The following is a 20,488-nucleotide window of genomic DNA, read 5'->3' on the forward strand; positions in this document are numbered from 1 at the left end:
CAATCAAAACTGCTTGCGAATGCCTCTTCCTTACTCAAATGGGCTGGTTGAATCGTTACTGGCCAATTTAGCCCAGCTCCCCCGAAGTGTCGGATGTTGCATGGCCTCTTTAAGCCGGTGCAGAAATTCCTTGCGGCTGATAATCGTGCATCCAAGGCTTATCAGATGAGCTGTTGGTAATTGACAATCGATAAAATCGAAATGCTGATTTAAAAGGATCTGGCTAAGATAATACATCGCCATTTTTGAGGCGTCCTGTTCGTAGTGAAACATTGATTCACCGAAAAAGGCTTTTCCAATGCTAATGCCATAGAGCCCGCCAATTAAGCGGTTTTCACGCCAGATTTCAAAACTGTGAGCAAATCCCATATCAGACAAATGGATATAGGCCGCTTGCATCTCCTTGGTTATCCATGTGTTATTTTCGCGAGCTTCTACCGTTGCGCAGGCCTGAATCACCGCTTTAAAATCAGAATCAATTTTCAATTCATGGGGTTGTCTCAGACTCTTTTTAAGACTGCGGCTTAACTTGAATTGCTGGGGATAAAGAATCAGTCGGGGGTTAGGAGACCACCAAAGAATAGGGCATCCACGTTCGTACCAGGGAAATATTCCCTGGCGATAGGCAGATAGCAATCGTGCAGGCGACAGATCGCCGCCAATTGCTAATAATCCCTGTTTATCACTGCTTTCCGGATCAGGGAATGAATAGTCTTCACCGTCTTCAGAAAAATCAGAAATAATTATTCTCCCAGATCATCCAGATATTTTTCGGCATCCAGGGCCGCCATGCAGCCAAATCCGGCAGACGTAATGGCTTGTCTATACACGTGATCAGCCACATCCCCACAGGCAAACACGCCGGGAATAGAGGTTGCCGTGGCCATGCCTTCCAAACCTGAGCGGATAATCAGATACCCATTTTCTTTCATATCCAGTTGGCCTTTAAAGAGGCTGGTATTGGGATCATGACCAATCGCAATAAAGACACCATCAAGATTGAGCGTTTGAATTTCACCGGTGTCGACATTGCGGACACGAGCGCCGGTTACTTTCATACCGTCACCGATAACCTCATCCAGTGTGTTATGCCAAAGTAATTTAATATTGCCATGCTCGGCCTTTTCAAACAGACGATCCTGAAGAATTTTTTCTGCTCTTAAGCTGTCGCGGCGATGGATAAGCGTAACAGAAGCCGCAATATTGGATAAATAAAGTGCTTCTTCAACAGCGGTGTTACCGCCTCCTATGACGCAAACAGTTTTGTTGCGGTAAAAGAATCCATCGCAGGTCGCACAAGCGGAAACGCCGCGTCCCTGATAGGTACTTTCCGACTCGAGACCCAGATAGCGGGCAGAGGCGCCAGTGGCTATAATCAGCGCATCGCAGGTATAGGATTCACTATCCCCCTGGAGAAGGAAGGGTTTTTGACCAAGATCCGCCTTCACGATGTGATCAAAAATAATTTTGGTGTCGAAGCGCTCTGCGTGTTTTTGCATGCGATCCATCAGTGCCGGGCCTTGCAGGCCTTCGATGTCTCCTGGCCAGTTGTCCACATCAGTAGTTGTGGTAAGCTGTCCTCCTGGCTGCATGCCAGTGATTAATACAGGGTTCAGATTGGCGCGTGCTGCATAGACAGCCGCGGTATAGCCTGCCGGGCCTGAGCCAAGAATTATCAGGCGATGGTGATTGCGATTAATCATCTCTGCCTTCCTCGCGAATTATGGTAAGATGGCAAATGGTATGACAAAAACACAGATTTTAAAATAGCTATGGCAAAACAAGAATCCGGGCGGCAAACTGGTGCCCTTAAAAAAAACCTGCCACCATTTATACGAAATCGGATTAGCGAGGGTAGTTTTATTCTCGTATTAACCTGTTCGCTGTTTATCTGGCTCTCACTTGCAACCTATAGTGTGACTGATCCCGGCTGGACGCATGTGCCCCGTAGCCATGTGCCGATTGCCAATGCCGGCGGTACGGTAGGCGCCTATATTGCAGATACTCTTTATCTTCTTTTTGGCTATTTTGCCTACATCCTGCCAGTATGTATTGCCTACCTGGCCTGGGCCATTATGCAGGATCAGAAAGCGTTTAAAGCAATTAGCCGTTTTAGTCTGATGATTCGAGGCAGCGGTTTGATTTTTCTGATGATTGGCGGGTGCAGCCTGCTAAGTCTGGAACCCGGTATTACTGCTATTGACGGCTCACAAAGCGCAGGGGGCGTGCTTGGAAACTTCATTGCCGATGGGTTTAACTATGCCTTGAATTTGCATGGAGCGACATTACTTTTATTAGCGATTTTATTGGTGGGAGTTACATTTCTCACCGGCATTTCCTGGATTCAGACAGTAGAATCACTGGGATATTACACGCTTGAGCTGGGAAGAAAAACAGTGAGAGGGCTTGGTACAAGCAGTCGGGCAATCAGTCGAATGATTGCCGGCCTGAGATCGCTGACAAACTATTTACCCGCTCGCAAGGAAGCCGAAGAATCAGCCGGACAAGCTGTAGTCAGCCGCTCTCTGATTAGAGAAAAGAAAGAAAAAAGAGAGACCAGAGATAAAAATATACCTGTGTTAATGCCGTCATCTGTCTCTGTAGAAGAAAAAAAACCAGTCGAGCCCTCCATTGCTGCTGTAGGGGCATTCAGTTCTGTTCCAGCCACTGCATCAGTTTCTGGTCCTGCACTGGATACATTACCTGTGACTAAAGCAGCCAGAGAGCCCAAGGCCAGTAAACCGCCGGTTACACCTGGATTGCCCTCACTATCTTTACTGGATAAGGGACAGCCAGGCAAAGTAATGGGAGGATTTACCCATCAGGAGCTGGAAGGATTGTCCCGGGAAGTAGAACAGCATTTACTCGATTTTGGCATTCAGGCCGATGTGGTTGCTGTGCACCCAGGACCGGTTATTACCCGTTTCGAATTGCAATTGGCTGCAGGCATTAAAGTGAGCAAGCTGAGTGCCCTGGCCAAGGATTTGGCTCGCTCATTATCAGTGACCAGTGTGCGGGTTGTTGAAGTGATTCCGGGCAAAACCGTTGTGGGTATTGAATTGCCAAATCAGCACCGCGACATGGTCCGTTTATCTGACGTATTAATATCCGACACCTATCAGCAGGCTCATTCGCCTTTGGCTTTAGCCCTGGGTGTGGATATTGCCGGGCATCCCATGGTCGTAGATCTGGCAAAAATGCCTCATCTTCTGGTTGCAGGAACCACTGGCTCAGGTAAATCAGTGGGAATAAATGCCATGATCTTAAGTCTGCTCTTCAAAGCATCTCCCGATCAGGTACGTCTCATTATGGTGGATCCCAAAATGCTGGAACTGTCAGTTTATGACGGTATTCCTCATTTATTGACTCCAGTGGTGACCGATATGAAGGAAGCCGCCAGTGCCCTGCGCTGGTGCGTTGCCGAAATGGAGCGCCGTTACCGTTTAATGGCGGCTATGGGCGTTCGCAATCTCGCAGGTTTTAATAACAAGCTTACTGAGGCTGCAGCAGCCGGTGAAGTGCTGACAGATCCTACCTGGAAACCCAGCGATTCAGTGGATGAACAGGCTCCCGCGCTTCAGCCTTTGCCCTATATTGTAGTGGTCATTGATGAGCTCGCCGACATGATGATGGTTGTCGGTAAAAAAGTTGAGCAATTAATCGCCCGGATCGCTCAAAAGGCCAGAGCGGCAGGAATTCATCTGATTCTGGCGACTCAAAGGCCTTCTGTCGATGTGTTAACCGGTTTGATTAAATCCAATATTCCGACCAGAATGTCATTTCAGGTGTCTTCAAAAATTGACTCGCGCACTATTCTTGACCAGCAGGGAGCGGAGCAGTTATTGGGACATGGGGATATGTTATATCTCGCGCCTGGAACCGGGGCACCCCTGCGTGTTCATGGAGCATTTGTCGATGATATGGAAGTGCATCGTGTCGCAGATGACTGGCGCTCACGCGGCGAACCGGAATACATCGATGAAATTACTCAAACCTTCGATCCTTCTGAAGGGCCAGGGGAAGAAGGAGGCGGTCAGAATACAGAGGATTCTGATCCGCTCTATGATCAGGCAGTTGAGTTTGTGCTTCAAACCCGTAAAGCCAGCATCTCCTCGGTTCAGCGCCGTTTGAAGATAGGTTACAACCGGGCTGCGAGGCTGGTTGAAGAAATGGAAAGAACAGGCATAGTTGGTCCTCTTGAAGGGGGATTTCGTGATGTCCTGGTATCGTCTGTCAATGAGGAATAAGTATGAAAAAATTAATGGGTATTGCATTATGCTTTTTAATGAACACAGCCTTTAGTCAATCACCCGGTGAGGAACTGCAGGCAAAACTGAATGCTCTAAAAACTATGAGCGCCAGTTTTAATCAGGTAGTAAAAGCAGGTAAGCGAGAAGTTTCACAGACTTCTGGCACAATGGCGTTGTCCAGACCCGGCAAGTTTCGTTGGGAGACCAAGGATCCAATGGAGCAGTTAGTCATTGCTGACAGTAAAAGAATGTGGGTTTATGATGTCGATCTTGAGCAGGTCACTGTAAAAAAACAACAGAAGGGGCTGGGCGGTACGGCCGGTTTATTTTTAAGCGGTTATGATAATACCGTTACCCGTGATTTTGATGTGAGCGCCGCTGTTGACGGCAGTAAACAGGTCTATAGTCTTAAAGCTAAATCGCCGAAGGAGAATTTTCAACAGCTTAAACTGGTTTTCAAGGGCGATAAATTAACTAATATTGAATTATTTGATCAATTAGGGCAGCACACCAGCGTTCAATTGTCTAATATTAAAAATAATCCCAGTTTGGCAAGCAGTCTGTTTCAATTTAAGCCGCCTAAAGGTGTTGACGTAGTCGAACAATGAACTTATTTTCAGAGCAATCCCATACCCCGCTTGCCGAACGAATGAGGCCTGAAGTTTGGCAAGAAGTTGTTGGCCAAACCCATCTTCTGGGGGAAGGCAAGCCGCTGCGTCTCGCTTTTAGCTCAGGCAAACCGCATTCCATGATTTTCTGGGGACCGCCCGGAGTGGGTAAAACCACCCTTGCCCGCCTCGCAGCGAAGGCCTTTGATTGTGAATGGATAGCCTTATCAGCGGTATTAGCCGGTGTGAAAGATATCAGGGCGGCAGTCGAACAAGCCGAACGAAATCGATATCACCAGCGTCAGACTATTTTATTTATTGATGAGATTCATCGCTTTAATAAATCACAGCAGGATGCCTTGCTTCCTTTCACTGAGTCAGGTCTGGTCACTTTTATTGGTGCGACTACTGAAAATCCTTCGTTTGAAGTCAATAATGCCTTGCTTTCCCGAGCACAGGTTTATGTATTGAAATCCTTAAGTGAAGAGGAACTCGGGCTGCTGGTTAAGCGTGCACAGGATAAGGGCTTTATTAAGATTCAATTTGATGCAGAAGCACTGGCGGCTCTCACTTCAATGGCGGATGGCGACGGCAGGCGTTTGTATAATTTTCTCGAGCAGATTGATTCCGCTGCCAAACTGGAAGGCCATTCTTTAATCGACCATGAGCAGTTGCTGAGAATGCTCACCCCTGCGGCGCGGCGTTTTGATAAGGGTGGGGAAAATTTCTATGATCAGATCTCCGCTTTACATAAATCCGTACGCGGCTCTCATCCCGATGCGGCCTTGTATTGGTTGTGCCGTATGCTTGATGGAGGGGTGGATCCCTATTATTTATCAAGACGTATTGTTCGCATGGCCTGGGAGGATATTGGTCTTGCCGATCCCAAAGCCATGCAGATTGCCAATGACGCAGCGGCAACTTATGAGCGTCTGGGTTCTCCCGAGGGAGAGCTGGCACTGGCGCAAGCCGTAATTTATCTGGCTGTTGCAGCAAAAAGCAATGCAGGATATATGGCTTATAATCAAGCCAGAGATTTTATTAAAAAAGATAAATCGCGGGAAGTTCCACTGCACATCCGCAATGCGCCCACAGCTCTTATGCAGAAGCTCGGTTATGGTCAGCAATACCGTTACGCGCATGATGAGCCGCATGGGTATGCAGCAGGTGAAAGTTATTTGCCTGAAGGAATGAAAGAACCGCACTGGTATGTTCCGGTTCCGAGAGGCTTAGAAATTAAAATCGCAGAAAAGCTTAAATTTCTCCGCCAGCTGGATGAGGAGTACAGGAAAAAAGGATAATTTCCAAAGCTCTGTTTAGTTTAATTAAGTTTTGATACATTCAATAATTAATCATCAACGCAAATCAGCGCATGTTATCCGAAATCTCAATCAAAGAAATTCTATCCTGTGTGCCTACAGGATTAATTGTTCTGAACAGTCAGGGTCTTATTGCCTGGATGAATCAGGCTGCCATTGATCTTCTTGAAGCCGATATGACCGGGCAAGAGTGGCGAGGTGTTATCGATAAGGTGTTTTCCCCCAAAGAAGATGATGGCCTGGAAGTCTCTCTTGTCAATGGCCGCCGCGTACATCTGTCCATTTCGTCACTTTCAACCCCGCCAGGGGAGTTAATTATTCTTACCGACTTCACCGCTACCCGCGAATATGAACATGCCAGGGAAAATCAGAATCAGCTTATAACGCTCGGACGGATGACTGCGCAGCTTGCCCATCAGATTAGAACCCCTCTGGCTTCAGCAATGTTATACACCGAACATCTGAGTACTACGCAAAAACTTGAGGAGCGCAGCCAGCTGTGGTTATCAAGGCTGCAGGCCTGCCATAGTGCTATTGAGCAGCAAATTGAGGAGTTATTGCTGTTTGCCCGTGGAGAGCGGCTGGAAAAGCAGTCTCTTGATCTTCAGCAATGGGGCAAGGTATTAGAGGAAAGAATATATATCTTGTTAGAAGATAAAACGGTACAATGGAAAATAAATAACCAACTACCTGCACGCCGATGTCTGTTGCACGAAGAAGCCCTGATTGGAGCTGTATTAAATCTGGTAAATAACAGTCTTCAGGCAGAAGCTCGGCATATTAGAGTCGATATGCTGCCGAATGAAGGAAACTCCGGCTTTGTAATCAGAGTAAATGATGATGGTAAGGGGATGTCTGAGGAAGTCAAAGCTCAGGTTTTTTCGCCCTTTTTTACCACGCGCGCTCAGGGTACAGGCCTGGGTTTAGCCATTGTCAAAGCAGCTGCGGCCGCTCATAAGGGGCGGGCAACAATACAGACATCAGAGGGAGAGGGTTCGACGATTGAGTTGGATATCCCCTGGTAAATAATGATTACTTTCATTTAGTTATTGAAGCATCTTGTTTTTTATGACATGTTTAGATTCTATGAACAGATATCGTCATCATTTATTGGTAACGATTAATTGAGGAATAGGTATGGGCGATGTGTTAATTGTAGAAGATGACCCAGTGTTGCGGGAAGCACTGGCGGAAACAATGAACCTGGCAGGTCATTCCTATTTGTCTGCCAAAGACGGTAAAGAAGCACTGGCCATGCTGGAAAAACATAGTCCCGCCATTGTACTCAGTGATGTACGAATGGATCGGGTTGACGGACAGCAGCTTCTTGCGGAGATACAAAGGCGCAATCCTGGCGTTCCGGTGATTCTGATGACCGCCTATGCGTCTGTTGAAGACGCGGTCAGTGCTATGCGCAATGGCGCCGTTGATTATCTTCAAAAGCCATTTAGCGCTAATTTACTGGCCGAAAAAATCAATCGCTATATTAAACCAGCCTTTATGCAAGATGATTCCCAGCCCATTGCGATGGATCCTAAGAGCCAGGCCTTGCTTTCTATGGCTTTACGCGTGGCGCAGTCGGATGTGGGCGTAATGATTAGTGGAGAAAGTGGAACGGGCAAGGAAGTTCTTGCCCATTTCATTCATGATCATTCACCGCGCGCACAAAAACCGTTTGTGGCGATAAACTGTGCTGCGATTCCCGAGCAAATGCTTGAAGCTACTTTGTTCGGTTATGAAAAAGGGGCGTTTACCGGAGCCTATAAATCAACACCCGGAAAATTTGAACAGGCCCAGGAAGGCACGCTGCTACTCGATGAAGTCAGTGAGATGAGTCTTGCTCTGCAGGCCAAATTGCTGCGTGTTCTGCAGGAAAAAGAGGTAGAACGCATAGGCTCCAACAAGATGATCAATCTTGATGTGAGAGTGCTTGCTACCAGCAATCGTCATTTATTGGAAGAAGTAAAAGCGGGGCGCTTCAGAGAAGACCTTTATTATCGCCTGAATGTGTTTCCCCTCCACTGGCTGCCGCTTCGGGAACGGATTTGCGACATTATTCCGCTTGCAAATTATTTGATTAGACGCCATTGTCAGGATAACTTCCCCGTAATTCCTGTGTTGAGTGAAGAAGCAAGACAGGCTTTACTGCATTATTCCTGGCCAGGAAACGCCAGAGAGCTTGACAACGTGGTGCAAAGAGCGCTTGTCTTGCAAACGCATGGGGTGATTGAAATAGCTCACCTGCAATTACCGGATTTAAACAAGGACAAACCGGTTAAAAAGACAGAGACAAAAAACCTTCAGAATCACGAATATGATCTTATCGAAAAAACATTGAAAGATTATAATGGTAATCGTCAGCAGGTCGCTGGAGCGCTTGGTGTCAGCGAAAGAACATTAAGGTACAAATTAGCCAGGATGAGAGAAGAAGGATATGAGGTGTAATCTGGCACAAGCCCAGGTTGTATCAGTTAAATAAAAACGCAGGTAAAAAGAAATGACTGATGTGAATACGGTTTCACTGTTCAATCAAATGCGAGTCATGGCCGCTGAAGCGCAGGGAAAAGCCCCTGAACTGACTCCTGCTACGACCTCTTTTGGTGACATTTTTCACAATGCGATGGGAGAGGTTAATCAGTTGAGTCAGACGGCTGATCATTTGCGAAACCAGTTTGAGGTAGGCGCTGCCAATGTGAGTCTGGGGGATGTTATGATAGCAGCCCAAAAATCGAATATTGCTTTTGAAGCAACACTCAGAGTCAGAAACAAACTGGTTCAGGCTTATCAGGATATTATGAATATGCCGGTTTAATCCCGGACAATCTATACAGGAAGTAAGTAAATAATGACAGGAGTATGTCATGGCCTTGGCTGATACTGCGGCCAATGCGGCCACAAAGTTTACCCGCTTACCCATTGCCAAACAATTAGGCCTGATGATTGGGCTTGCAGCGAGCGTGGCAATTGGTGTTGCTGTTGTTCTCTGGTCACGCACGCCGAGTTATATGCCATTGTACAGCCAGTTAAGTCCGCGTGATTCAACCGATGTGATGGATACATTGCAACGTAACGCGATTCCTTTCAAGCTGGATGAAACCTATGGCACCATCATGGTTCCCAGCAGCGATGTGCAGACTGCCCGCTTAAAACTGGCTGCCGAAGGCTTGCCGCGTGGTAATAATCCAATCTCGGAATTATTTGCTAATGGAAATACATTTACCACCAGCCAATTCATGGAAAATGCCCGATACAAACAGGCACTGGAGGCCGAGTTAGCCAGAACCATCAGCCAGTTGCATGATATTAAATCGGCGCGTGTTCACCTAGCCATTCCACGGGAATCGGCTTTTGTACGCGATAGCCGCGAACCCAGCGCTTCAGTATTCATTGATATTTATCCCGGTGTGGAGTTAAAAAAACAGGCGATTGCATCCATTATTAACCTGGTTGCCTCGAGTATTCCCAACTTGTCGGCAAGCAGAGTGACTGTTGTTGATCAAAATGGGCAATTATTAAATGAGGGCGGTGGCGGTTCTGTGTTTAGCAGTTCCGAAAAATATCTTGATTACCGTCAGACTCTGGAGCAGCAATACGCTCAGAAAATACAGGACATTTTAACTCCCTTGCTTGGTTTTGGAAAAGTGAAGGCCAAAGTTTCAGCGGATATTGATTTTACCGATTTCGAGCAGACTCAGGAGCTCTATAATCCTGATGGCGGTGCGGTACGTAGTGAGCAGCTGGTAGAAGAGCAGCGCAAAACAGCCAATGCAGGCGGGGTTGCCGGTTCACTCTCTAACTCTCCTCCTAAGAACGCTAATCTACAGGGCAAAGGACAAAATAAAAATGCGCCCAACACCCCAACCACGGCTAATCAAGAGCAAGCCGATTCCCATGATATGCAGAAACAAGTAGTCAAGAATTTTGAGCTGGACAAGACTGTGAGCCACACCAAAAATCAGCCTGGCAGTATTAAACGTTTAACAGTGGCTGTGTTGATTGATAACCGCCCGGTGCTGGATCCGAAAACCAAAAAAATGGTATTAAAGCCCTTAACGGCTAAAGAGCTGGATCAGGTCAAGGCGCTGGTTTCAGACGCAATCGGTCTTAATACCGAAAGAGGTGATAGTCTTAATGTAGTGAATAGTAATTTTGTAAAACCTGATCCTATTGAACCTATCCCTGAACCCCATTTTTGGCAGACCAGCACATTTTGGTCCATTGTAAAGCAGAGTTTAGGGGGCTTATTTGTTCTTGCTCTGGTCTTCGGAGTGTTTCGTCCTTTATTCAAAACCCTTGCAAGCAACCGTTCTGAAGAGGTGGAGGAAGAGCAGCAAAGTGAACTGACCTATCAGGGGCAAGGCATGCTGCCTTCAAATGCCAATGACTATGAAACGCAACTGGCTTTATTGCGCCAGGTGGTGGATAAAGAACCAAAGCGGGTTGCGCAGGTGGTCAAGACCTGGGTAGATCGAGGATAATGTTATGGATGGAATAGAAAGAGCGGCCATTTTATTACTCGGCATGGGGGAAAAAAATGCTGCTGAAGTGTTAAAACATCTGGAGCCTCGTCAGGTTCAAAAGGTCGGAATGGCAATTTCGACTTTAAGCAGTGTCAGTAAGGCAAAAATGCAAAATGTGCTGGGGGAATTTTTAAACGCCATAGAAGAACAAACCAGCCTCACCGTCGATGCGGAAAACTATCTGCGTACGGTATTAATCAATGCACTGGGTGAGGAGAGAGCCACGCCCTTTATCGACCGGATTTTAGTTTCTGATAAAGATAGCGGTCTGAACCGATTAAAATGGCTTGATGGACGATCTATTGCAGATGTAATCCGCAACGAACATCCACAGATTATCGCTACCATTTTAATTCACCTGGATAGCGAGCAGGCTGCCGAAGTGGTCAGCTATTTCACGGGCGAGAAACGCGCTGAGGTGCTTTTGCGCATGTGCACGATTGATACCGTCAAGCCAGAGGCAATTTCTGAGCTTGGTAAAGTGATTGAAAAGCAATTAAGCGGACAAAAAATTAGTAAAACAGCTTCAGTAGGAGGCATTAAAACAGTAGCTGATGTCATCAATTTTCTGGAAGGCTCCGTAGAAGAAGAAGTGCTCGAAAAAATAAACGCCTGGGATCAGGAAATCTGTGAGAAGATAAAAGACAAAATGTTTGTCTTTGAAAACCTTGTAGATATGGATAATCGCAGCGTGCAAACCCTTCTTCGTGATATACCCTCGGAGCAACTTTTATTGGCATTGAAAGGCACTACAGAACCGGTGAAGGACAAAATATTTGGTAATATGTCAAAGCGGGCTGCTGATTTATTACGAGATGATCTGGAAATGCAAGGCCCTGTTAAGGTTAGTGAGGTCGAGAAAGCACAGCGCGATATACTTGCCCTGGCTCGAAGTCTTGCTGAAGAAGGGAAAATTGCCCTGGGAACGAAAGGCGGGGATGAGATGATTTAGAGTCTTACACTGGGAGAAGAGGCATTTATTTCGCCTTAAATTCCACCAAAACAGGCTCTTCTGCTGAAAACTCTTCCAGGGCTGCTTTTTCATTCTTCACTGTTTCAGCAAGTTTTTCCACATACTGGAGTCGACCTTTCTTTGGATTAGCTTTATTGAGGTCGATATAATTTTTGCATTGCTCAGCAATAGCATTTAATGCAGATAACCGCAGAGTTCTGGACACATCAGGATCTAACTCTTTATAAGCTTTTACTGCCTTTAAAACAGCCTCAGCCTCCCTGGAGGTTCTAGTGCCCATGAATCCCTTATCCCAAAGAAGAATCCCCGCCTGATGACTTTTCGTAAACTGCAGACTTTCTGCAGGACTGGATAATCTGACGAAGGCAAAATCTCTGCTGTGAGCTGCGGTTTCGCCAGTGGGTCTGGAACTCAGTAATTTCTGATAAGTATTATTCAAATGCTGTTCAATCACTCTGGCATTCTGAGCAATTTGATTGATAAGCCCCTGGGGTTCAGCCAGTTCCTGATTACCGCTGCTCAGTTGATTACAGGCTTCCAGGAGATTAACCAAGGCACAGGATTTGCGATAAATTTCTTCCCGATATTCTTTAGTATTAACATACTGATGTGACTTGGGTAATTTGCTTTCCAGGCCGAAATAATCGTCCAGGGCCTGATGAATATTCTTAAAATCAGGAGTATCCTCAAGCTGCTCTTTGAGATTTTTTAACAAGGCTTCCTTGTCCTTAACCACTTCTGACGTTACAGGTCTGAGTTTGCTGTCTGCTTTTACCAGAGCAATTTCTTCTTTGGTATTTCGGATTTTTGACGCTGCGTCACTTTCCATTTGCGAAAGAGCGCTTCCCATTTGCTTCCACGAACTGGCCGTGGGCGAATTTCGTAACTGGCCGCGAGCAGTATAGGTAGCCCCAATCTTTTTGCTATCTTCATAGGAGTCTTTAACAAAAAACACATCAGGCAGAATATTGGAAAATACATTATTCCACCAGTCGCCAACTACATTGATCACATTTGGTAAATGCTTAATTGGTTTTGCCAAATTGGCGAATGAGGAAAAGATAGCACCACCGGCCAGGTTTACCGGTGCCAGAACCACATCCATGACCATCCACCAAAAGTCTCTGGGGTGGGGAGAGCGGCCATAGGCAAAGGCCTGATGCGCCATATTGGCAACTGAGATAATAGAGGCTGCATAGGATATGAAGCTTATAGTACCGATGATCCCGGCGGGTACAAGCAAGGGTGGAAAAAAGATTCCTGCCAAACCGAGAATGGCCGCTGGAAAGCTGGTGACCCATCCGATTAAAGAGGTTGCTGTAGCCACATCGTAGCCAATAGCCTCCGTCAGGGTCATTTTTTTGGCATGTTCGTATTGTCCATCGATGACTCGTTTTCCCAAGACTTCCAGCTGAATAATCGTTTCGAAGGCGTCTTTATTTTTTGCATCCGCAAAAGTGCGCAATTCCTGACAAAGTAAACTGATTTGTCGATGCGTTTGAAGGCAATCATATCGTCTTTGTAATTTCAGTAAGGCATTGGCTGAAAAAAGATTTCGTATTTTATCTTTAATCTGATTAATTGATTTGGCTGCATCGTCATTGGCGATGGATAGATCATCGATGGTTTTGTTAACAAATTGAATCAGTGCTTTTTCTTTAAAATATTCAGATTGCTTTTTGAATAATTTTTCAAAAGCAAGGATCTCTTTTAAAGCCTTCTCGTCTTTCTTGTTTGCTTTTTTAGATTTTTCAATGAGTTCTTCAATTGATTCAGAAGCGGGTTTTTCCTTGCTTTTAGCTGCGTTGATTCGTGTTTCAAACAACCGTGCGCCGGACCATAATGCAGGGTAGTTCAAGATGCTATACTGGGATGTTTTTATCTGGTCGGTATCTTTGACAGTTTCAGGCACATGGCTTTTAATCCATTGTTCAAATTCTTTTTGAATAGATTGGTCAATGGACTCAAGATTTTTGAGCGTAATAGCCATTGTCCCCTCAGTGCTTATAAACCGCTTCTAATTATTATAAGCTTTCAATGCTTAATATTTGCTTAAGTGATTCGATAAAGATCAGAAATGATTCATTCCTTCGTTAAGTAGGAATTATTATAGGTTGGGCCACGGTCCCATAGCCGTCAGGCTAAGAAGTAATGTTATCCCCTCTCCACCGCGCGCAGCGTGGGGGAGAGGGTAGGGTGAGGGGGGTTAAAAAATTTATCACGTTAGTGATTCCATTTTGTTGTGGCAATAAACCATCGCCACAGAAATATGATTAATGAATCGCTACGCGACCTTGTATATAGCCCCCTCACCCTAACCCTCACTGCCATTAAGTTAAGGAATCCTTATAGGTTTTGCCCTTTACCCACGCAAAAGGTTGAACCACTCCAGAACTCAATGTTGTGCCAAGGGCACAACCTACATGCAATTGCATTCAATAAAATTAATTTGTTTTCAAAGGTTTTTTTTGTGATACTAGCCCGCATGTCTGTTGGAGTTAGGGAAAACAGCGAATGGAAAAAGAGTTTGAACCCTTCCATGAAAACGCCAGTCCAAATGAATTTTGCCCCTGGGATTTAAAAGCACCTGTATCCGAGTCGCCGCCCTCACCGGTTGATACACAGGCAATTTTTGAGGCGGAGTGTCAGCGTTTACGGGAAGAGGCTCGCTTGGCGGGATATAAGGAAGGCATGGCAAATGCTGTTTCTGAAATAGAGTCGCTCAAATCCAGATTACTGGAATGGATTGATTTTTTTCAAAACCCCATCCGTTTGCTCGATAAGGAAGTCTGTGACGAAATTGTTCAAACGATTTTCTGGATTTGTGAATCCTGCATTGGGCTTGAGTTGAGCTGTAATCCTGAGAAGGTCTTGTGCCTGGTTGAAGAGATTAAGAAGGAATTGCCTTCCGTTAAAGGAAATAAGCAGCTGACCATGCATCCTTTGGACGTTGAATGGTTAAAAAATCATTTGGATAAGCAAAAAGTAGCAGTAATCACCGATATTTTACAAGAAGATGCTAATCTGATGCGCGGGGATTTCTATTTAAAGGGTGCCTACACTGAGCTTGATGGGCGGCTTAAAGCGCGATTTGCACAATTATTTTCTGAGCAGTTCAGTCTGGAAATGAGCATCCCTTCAAGTGATGATAATTCCCTGGATGATTTCTATGATTCATTATGAATCCCGCCTGGTTCCACTTTTAAAACGATTAAGAAAACGCTCTGCAAGCGGTTTGCTTCGACGCGGCAGAATAAGCCGCGCGGTAGGCTTAACTCTTGAAGCCCGCGGATTTCAACAACCTGTAGGAGCATTATGCTGGGTCAAATTGTCTGCTTCAGAGCGTGTTGAGGCAGAAATTGTTGGTTTTGATGATGATGCCTCCTATCTTATGTCGATTAGTCATACCCAGGGAATTGCTCCTGGCATGCTCATAACGCCCACCGGGCGGATTGCTGAGGTAAGAGTAGGAGCCCAGCTGTTGGGCCGAGTTCTGAATGGGGCGGGAGAAGCGATTGATGGCGGGGAAAAGCTTGAAATTATTGAGAATTATCCCCTCATTAGTGCCCCAGTCAATCCTTTAAAAAGAGCTAATATTGATACAGTACTTGATGTGGGGATTCGAGCAATTAACGGCTTGCTAACCATTGGGCGAGGTCAGCGAATTGGCCTGTTTGCCGGCAGCGGCGTCGGTAAATCAGTATTGCTGGGCATGATGAGCCGATTCACTGCTGCTGACCTGGTGGTGGTCGGTTTAATTGGAGAGCGCGGGCGCGAGGTAAAAGAATTCATTGAAACTAATCTTGGCGAAATGGGTTTAAAACGGGCAGTTGTGATCGCTGCACCGGCTGATGAAAGTCCCTTGATGCGTCTGCATGGTGCAATGGTTGCTACCAGTATCGCGGAATATTATCGGGATCAGGGCAAGCATGTATTGTTGTTAATGGATTCTCTGACTCGTTTTGCACAGGCCCAAAGGGAAATTGCATTGTCTATAGGCGAACCCCCGGCAACCAAAGGCTATCCACCTTCGGTATTTGCCAAACTCCCCCAATTGATCGAACGAGCAGGAAATGCCATGCCAGGGGGAGGTTCGATCACTGCATTCTATACTGTTCTTACGGAAGGGGATGATCAGCAGGATCCCATTGCGGATGCCGCCCGTGCGATTCTGGATGGACATATTGTATTAAACAGAAGCCTCGCGGAAGCAGGGCAATATCCCGCAATTGATCTTGAGGCATCCATCAGCCGGGTTATGCCAAACATTGTGCCGCAAAGCCAGATAAAGGCTATGCTTGTTTTAAAAAAATATCTGTCCATTTATGAAAAAAATAAGGATATGATCCTGCTTGGGGCTTATACAAAGGGAACAGACAAGCAATTGGATAAGGCCATACTTTGCCGCGATCAGATAAGAGACTATATTTCTCAGGATATGAATCAGTGTGTTAATCAAGAGGAAAGTTTATCAAAGCTAAGGGAGTTGGCAGCAATTTTGGAAAAATAAACTATGAGTCAGGCACCTATAAATCAGCTGCTGCAAATTCTTAAAATCCGAGAGCAGGCAGTTTTGGAAGCTGCAAAAAACTGGCAGCTGGCTCGGGATCAGTTTCATGCCGGCAAAACCAAACATGAGCAATTACTGGTTTATCGTCAGGATTATGTGGAGCAGTTGCATCAGTTGGGCAATGCTGGTTGCGAAATCGGACGTATGCGAAACCGTATCGAATTTATCACGCAACTGGATCAGGCCTTAGGGCAAATGAATCAGCATCTGGCTTCTCTTGCGAAACAGCGATCGCAACTTGAAAAAACCTATTTTCAGGCTAAAGCAGAACAGGATGTAGTGCTTGAGCTGCTGAAAAAGCTCTATGACGAGAAAAAAAGCGAGCAAGAACGTCTGGATCAGAAAGAAAGTGATGAGTACGCGCTCAAGCAATGGTATAGTAAGGGTTCAATAACCCATTCAAAAAAAACTGGTGACTAAACTTTTAAAACGCTGCCGTTTACCCTTGGCGATATTGATTATTGCTGCGGCAGTGATATCCAGCCTGTTTCGCGCTCTGACTCCCTGGGCCTCGCAGTATAAAACAGAAGTCGAGAAGCATTTGTCGGCCCTGGTAGGAGAACCTGTTCATATCCAGACAATGGAGACGGGATGGTACTGGTTTGAGCCGGTAATTAAATTAAAGCAGGTCAGCGTTTCAGATGGCAAAGAGGGGGCTATTCATTTAAAGAATCTGCTGGTAGGTATTAATCTTTTGGGCTCGTTGTGGCATTGGCAGATACAGCCCGGTGTTCTCTATGTCGATGATCTGAATCTGGATATCCGTCAAAACAATAATCAATGGTCAATAGAAGGCTTAAACCTGGGCAATGGAGAGTTCAAACTGGATCCTGCTGTCTATACACCAGTTCTGGCCTGGATACTTAATCAGCAAAAAATTATTATCAAGCATTTCTCCACCCAGATTCATCTGCAAAATGGCAGCGTCATTCCAGTGAAACGCTTTAATCTGGTAGTTTCCAGAAAAGCAGATCGCTACCGCATCCGCGGTGAGGCGGCACTTGAACAGAATATGCCGACTAGTTTCCGGTTGATTGCTGATTTATCCATTGATCCTTATCATCTTGCGCAAACCGAAGGCCAAATTTATTTTGCATCAGAGGATTGGAAATTTGAACAGTGGACCAGTTTGCTGCCACAAAATCTGCAGCAAGACCTTAAAGGATCCGGCGATTTAAAATCCTGGATTGATATCAAAAAAGGACAGGTGCAAACCGTTCAGGCCAAACTGAATTTAGAGCAGATTCAATGGCGAGAACTGCTGAATGACAAAACAAATACAATTCAGAAATTTAAAGCCAGCCTCGCCTGGACATTAACCAAGTCCGGCTGGAAGTTAACAGGCGATGAAGTGGTTTTACGTTTAAATGGCACTAAGTGGCCAAAAAACTCTTTTGAAATCAGCTATGATACGCAGAGTAACGCTTATAAGACCTATATTAAACAGCTCAATATCGCCTCTGCTTTGGAAAGCTTGCCAAATCAGCTGACTGAAAAGTTTTCCAGTATCCGATCCTATAATCCGATTGGTTTTATGAGCGATACACAGCTGGTGATAAAGCAGGGCCAACCGGATTGGTTTCTATCTCGTTTTAGTAAGCTGGGTTGGCAAAATTCGGCAACAGTGCCTGGAATTGATAATTTTTCTGGTGTCCTTCAATGGCAGCCAGGACAAGGTCGTCTTGAACTGGATAGTGAAGATGCGGTGATACGCGTGGAAGATAAGCCTCCGGTCAAATTATTGCTGGCCAATGCGGCTCTTGACTGGAAAACGGTAGATCAGGAAACAACGATTGATATTGACCGAATGGTACTGCAGCATCCTGATCTGCTGCTTAAGCTCGAGGGTAAATGGTCAGGGATAAGTGATCAATCCAGGGGAAATCTGGATTTGACTGCAGAGCTGGAGGGCAACAATGGTGAGCAATGGTTGAAATACATCCCCTCAGGCAAGCTAAAGCCGAAGCTGGATTTATGGCTGAAGCAGGGAATTAAACAAATTGATCATATGGTGGCTGAAGTTCATCTTCATGGCCCTGTCGCAGAGTTTCCATTTGATCAGAATAACGGCGAATTTCTGGTTAAAGGTCATCTGCGGGGAGTCGACCTGTATTATGCCAGGCATTGGCCTATAACCCGCAATGTCGAGGCTTATCTTTCTATTGACAGACGCTCGCTTAATGTCGATGTAGTGCATGCCAATTTGCGCGGTATCATGTTGGATAAGGCCAATCTTCGTGTCAATGATATTGGCCATGATCGGGAAACCCTGCTCCTGCATGCCAAAGTCAATTCAGATTCCAGAAAAGGATTGGCCTATGTTTTGGCTTCTCCGCTTAAAAAGAAACTCGCCACATTGAAAATGCTGCAGATGAGCGGTGATCTCAGCCTCGATTTTCGATTGGAAGCGCCACTATATCCGGAAAATGACGAGATCCTGGTGTTGGGCGATGTGGACTTTGATAATAATGAGGTTACAGTTCATCACAGTCTGGAGAATTTGCAGTTAAGCGGCGTCAGCGGGAATCTGCAGTTTGATCAGGAAGGCATTCTGGATAGTAACTTGAAAGCCTCGCTTTTACAAAATCCGGTCAGTATTTTAATTAAATCCGTACGCAAGGGTAAACCTTATACCGAAGTCAGACTGAAAGGGAAGACGAGCATTGAATTGCTTAAAAATAAATTGAATCTGGCCTTATTTTCATTGATGCAGGGTGATCTTTGGCTGGAAAGTACACTAACTCTTACTGACGATCCAAGTGATTTGGATCATTTGCTAATCAAGACAAATCTCCAGGGTGTTGGTATTAATCTTCCTGCGCCGTTCGGCAAAACCTCGATGAGTAAAGCACCGCTTACACTGGATGTTCAGTTTAATCCTGAAAAAGCCGTTAAACTGAATATGGATTATGACAAACGCCTGTCGGCGAGTTTGAATTTTGCCGGAAAGAAAAAAGAGTTTCATCTGGATAAGGGTAGTATTCTATTTGGCAACGGCCGTGCTGACCAGAAGATCAATGGCCTGCAAATTGCGGGCACTTTGCCCGTGTTTAATTTGCAGCAGTGGCAGAACCTGTTGGCTAAAACCAAAGCGGATAATCAAAAGGGAATAGCCGGACTAGTGACTTTTATTAATGTTCGCCTGAAAAAAGCAATTGTGGGTAGTTATGAATATAATGATCTTGGCATCAAGGCAAGCAAAACGCCAGAGGATAGCTGGGCTATCCGAATTAATCAGAAAGAGATGGATGCCAGCCTGAACTATGATCCCAAATTCAATTTAATTAAAGGCAGTTTCAACCGATTGATTCTGGGTCAAAATAAAAAAGTTGAAGGAGCTTCCTGTAATCCGGATATCAGTGATATGCCCAATATGGAATTGAGCATTAACGATTTACGATTTGCCGACTGGCGTTTGGGTAAAATGACTTTGAAGGCGATTTCAACACGATCCGGTTGGAAAATCGATTCTTGTACTTTGAAGTCACCTGCTTATCAAATGACGGCAAAGGGATTATGGTCCCCTCAGCAAAATGGCAGTAAAACCGAAATTCAAAGCAATGTGGAACTTACCGACCTGGCCAAAGGACTGGAACAGTTTAATATTAGTCCGGTGGTTGAGGGACAGGAGGGAGCTATCCGCTTTTCAGGAAACTGGACAGGAGGTTTTCAGGATTTTTCCATTGATAATCTCAAAGGTAATATGTCGATTATTCTCAAAAACGGACGTATAACTCATCTGAGTTCGGATACAGAAGAAAAACTGGGACTGGGTAAACTATTAAGCATTCTCAGTTTGCAAACCATACCAAGAAGATTAAAACTGGATTTTAGTGATTTGTCGAATGATGGATATAGTTTTGATATATTTGAAGGCAATTTCAACATTGCCCAGGGGATGATGACGACTCAGGACAGTTATATCGATGGTCCCATAGCTTATGCGAGCATGAAAGGGAATCTCGATATTTCCCGTCAGCTTTATAATCTCGATTTGCGGGTGACTCCGCATATCACTGCAAGCCTGCCAATTGTCGCTACCATTGCCGGAGGGCCGGTTGTTGGTTTGGCGACTTGGGTGGCCAGTAAAATTATTAATCAGGGAATGCAGAAAATCAGCGGCTATACCTACAAGATTTCAGGTCCCTGGAAGCAGCCGGTGGTCGCTCAGGACAAAATTTTCAGAAAAAAGAAACAACAGGCCTAGTCGGATTTGTTCACCCAATAGTCTAATCAGAGCTTATAATT

The 20,488-nt window shown here is 45.4% G+C and carries 15 protein-coding genes; 12 read left to right on the forward strand and 3 right to left on the reverse strand.

Going from position 1 to position 20,488, the window contains the following annotated elements:
- Window positions 1-30: 30 nt before the first annotated feature.
- Together aat and trxB are read right to left on the reverse strand one after the other, a co-directional pair.
- Window positions 31-741 (reverse strand): leucyl/phenylalanyl-tRNA--protein transferase, encoded by a 711-nt coding sequence (gene aat / locus LXA66_RS13835; RefSeq protein ID WP_233013957.1) that lies wholly within the window; start codon window positions 739-741, stop codon window positions 31-33.
- Window positions 742-743: 2 nt separating this feature from the next.
- The gene (gene trxB / locus LXA66_RS13840) at window positions 744-1,703 is read right to left on the reverse strand and encodes a thioredoxin-disulfide reductase (RefSeq protein ID WP_112218259.1); all 960 of its coding nucleotides are present in this window, start codon (window positions 1,701-1,703) and stop codon (window positions 744-746) included.
- A 69-nt stretch (window positions 1,704-1,772) separates the two neighbouring features.
- Here trxB and LXA66_RS13845 point away from each other — a divergent pair, with 69 nt between their 5' ends.
- The 8 genes from LXA66_RS13845 (at window position 1,773) to fliG (ending at window position 11,649) form a co-directional block, all read left to right on the forward strand.
- Window positions 1,773-4,247 (forward strand): DNA translocase FtsK, encoded by a 2,475-nt coding sequence (locus LXA66_RS13845; protein ID WP_233013628.1) that lies wholly within the window; start codon window positions 1,773-1,775, stop codon window positions 4,245-4,247.
- A 2-nt stretch (window positions 4,248-4,249) separates the two neighbouring features.
- Window positions 4,250-4,858, forward strand: coding sequence for an outer membrane lipoprotein chaperone LolA (gene lolA / locus LXA66_RS13850; protein WP_233013629.1), 609 nt, complete (start codon window positions 4,250-4,252; stop codon window positions 4,856-4,858).
- Window positions 4,855-6,159, forward strand: a complete 1,305-nt coding sequence (locus LXA66_RS13855; protein WP_233013630.1) for a replication-associated recombination protein A — start codon at window positions 4,855-4,857, stop codon at window positions 6,157-6,159. Before lolA ends, LXA66_RS13855 begins: the two co-directional genes overlap by 4 nt.
- 71 nt (window positions 6,160-6,230) lie before the next feature.
- Entirely contained in the window at window positions 6,231-7,202 is a 972-nt protein-coding gene (locus LXA66_RS13860; RefSeq protein ID WP_233013631.1) for a PAS domain-containing sensor histidine kinase, read from the forward strand.
- Between the two features lie 112 nt (window positions 7,203-7,314).
- Window positions 7,315-8,622 (forward strand): sigma-54 dependent transcriptional regulator, encoded by a 1,308-nt coding sequence (locus tag LXA66_RS13865; protein ID WP_233013632.1) that lies wholly within the window; start codon window positions 7,315-7,317, stop codon window positions 8,620-8,622.
- A 52-nt stretch (window positions 8,623-8,674) separates the two neighbouring features.
- Complete coding sequence (fliE, locus tag LXA66_RS13870; RefSeq protein ID WP_058507511.1) at window positions 8,675-8,989, forward strand: flagellar hook-basal body complex protein FliE; 315 nt, start codon at window positions 8,675-8,677, stop codon at window positions 8,987-8,989.
- 49 nt (window positions 8,990-9,038) lie between these two features.
- Window positions 9,039-10,655, forward strand: a complete 1,617-nt coding sequence (gene fliF, locus LXA66_RS13875) for a flagellar basal-body MS-ring/collar protein FliF (RefSeq protein WP_233013633.1) — start codon at window positions 9,039-9,041, stop codon at window positions 10,653-10,655.
- A 4-nt stretch (window positions 10,656-10,659) separates the two neighbouring features.
- Complete coding sequence (fliG, locus tag LXA66_RS13880) at window positions 10,660-11,649, forward strand: flagellar motor switch protein FliG (RefSeq protein ID WP_058507509.1); 990 nt, start codon at window positions 10,660-10,662, stop codon at window positions 11,647-11,649.
- 25 nt (window positions 11,650-11,674) lie between these two features.
- Here fliG and LXA66_RS13885 read toward each other — a convergent pair whose 3' ends face one another.
- Window positions 11,675-13,660 (reverse strand): hypothetical protein, encoded by a 1,986-nt coding sequence (locus LXA66_RS13885; protein ID WP_233013634.1) that lies wholly within the window; start codon window positions 13,658-13,660, stop codon window positions 11,675-11,677.
- Window positions 13,661-14,184: 524 nt separating this feature from the next.
- Between LXA66_RS13885 and LXA66_RS13890 the strand changes: the two genes are divergently transcribed.
- Genes LXA66_RS13890 through LXA66_RS13905 form a run of 4 tightly spaced genes read left to right on the forward strand, consistent with a single transcriptional unit; the run spans window position 14,185 to window position 20,447 of the window.
- Window positions 14,185-14,853 (forward strand): flagellar assembly protein FliH, encoded by a 669-nt coding sequence (locus LXA66_RS13890; protein WP_233013635.1) that lies wholly within the window; start codon window positions 14,185-14,187, stop codon window positions 14,851-14,853.
- Window positions 14,840-16,180: a flagellar protein export ATPase FliI gene (gene fliI / locus LXA66_RS13895; protein WP_233013636.1), complete on the forward strand. Its 1,341-nt coding sequence runs from the start codon at window positions 14,840-14,842 to the stop codon at window positions 16,178-16,180. The genes LXA66_RS13890 and fliI overlap by 14 nt, the downstream gene beginning before the upstream one ends.
- Before the next feature lie 3 nt (window positions 16,181-16,183).
- Window positions 16,184-16,660 (forward strand): flagellar export protein FliJ, encoded by a 477-nt coding sequence (locus LXA66_RS13900; RefSeq protein WP_112218249.1) that lies wholly within the window; start codon window positions 16,184-16,186, stop codon window positions 16,658-16,660.
- Window positions 16,653-20,447, forward strand: a complete 3,795-nt coding sequence (locus LXA66_RS13905; RefSeq protein WP_233013637.1) for a YhdP family protein — start codon at window positions 16,653-16,655, stop codon at window positions 20,445-20,447. The genes LXA66_RS13900 and LXA66_RS13905 overlap by 8 nt, the downstream gene beginning before the upstream one ends.
- Window positions 20,448-20,488: the final 41 nt, after the last annotated feature.

Source organism: Legionella sp. 16cNR16C, assembly GCF_021297775.1.
GTDB lineage: Bacteria > Pseudomonadota > Gammaproteobacteria > Legionellales > Legionellaceae > Legionella_C > Legionella_C quinlivanii_A.

Excerpts from the sequence above, each read along its gene's own strand:
- trxB (WP_112218259.1), bottom strand. The coding sequence starts at position 1,703 with ATGATTAATCGCAATCACCATCGCCTGATAATTCTTGGCTCAGGCCCG.
- LXA66_RS13845 (WP_233013628.1), top strand. The coding sequence starts at position 1,773 with ATGGCAAAACAAGAATCCGGGCGGCAAACTGGTGCCCTTAAAAAAAAC.
- lolA (WP_233013629.1), top strand. The coding sequence starts at position 4,250 with ATGAAAAAATTAATGGGTATTGCATTATGCTTTTTAATGAACACAGCC.
- LXA66_RS13855 (WP_233013630.1), top strand. The coding sequence starts at position 4,855 with ATGAACTTATTTTCAGAGCAATCCCATACCCCGCTTGCCGAACGAATG.
- LXA66_RS13860 (WP_233013631.1), top strand. The coding sequence starts at position 6,231 with ATGTTATCCGAAATCTCAATCAAAGAAATTCTATCCTGTGTGCCTACA.
- LXA66_RS13865 (WP_233013632.1), top strand. The coding sequence starts at position 7,315 with ATGGGCGATGTGTTAATTGTAGAAGATGACCCAGTGTTGCGGGAAGCA.
- fliE (WP_058507511.1), top strand. The coding sequence starts at position 8,675 with ATGACTGATGTGAATACGGTTTCACTGTTCAATCAAATGCGAGTCATG.
- fliF (WP_233013633.1), top strand. The coding sequence starts at position 9,039 with ATGGCCTTGGCTGATACTGCGGCCAATGCGGCCACAAAGTTTACCCGC.
- fliG (WP_058507509.1), top strand. The coding sequence starts at position 10,660 with ATGGATGGAATAGAAAGAGCGGCCATTTTATTACTCGGCATGGGGGAA.
- LXA66_RS13885 (WP_233013634.1), bottom strand. The coding sequence starts at position 13,660 with ATGGCTATTACGCTCAAAAATCTTGAGTCCATTGACCAATCTATTCAA.
- LXA66_RS13890 (WP_233013635.1), top strand. The coding sequence starts at position 14,185 with ATGGAAAAAGAGTTTGAACCCTTCCATGAAAACGCCAGTCCAAATGAA.
- fliI (WP_233013636.1), top strand. The coding sequence starts at position 14,840 with ATGATTCATTATGAATCCCGCCTGGTTCCACTTTTAAAACGATTAAGA.
- LXA66_RS13900 (WP_112218249.1), top strand. The coding sequence starts at position 16,184 with ATGAGTCAGGCACCTATAAATCAGCTGCTGCAAATTCTTAAAATCCGA.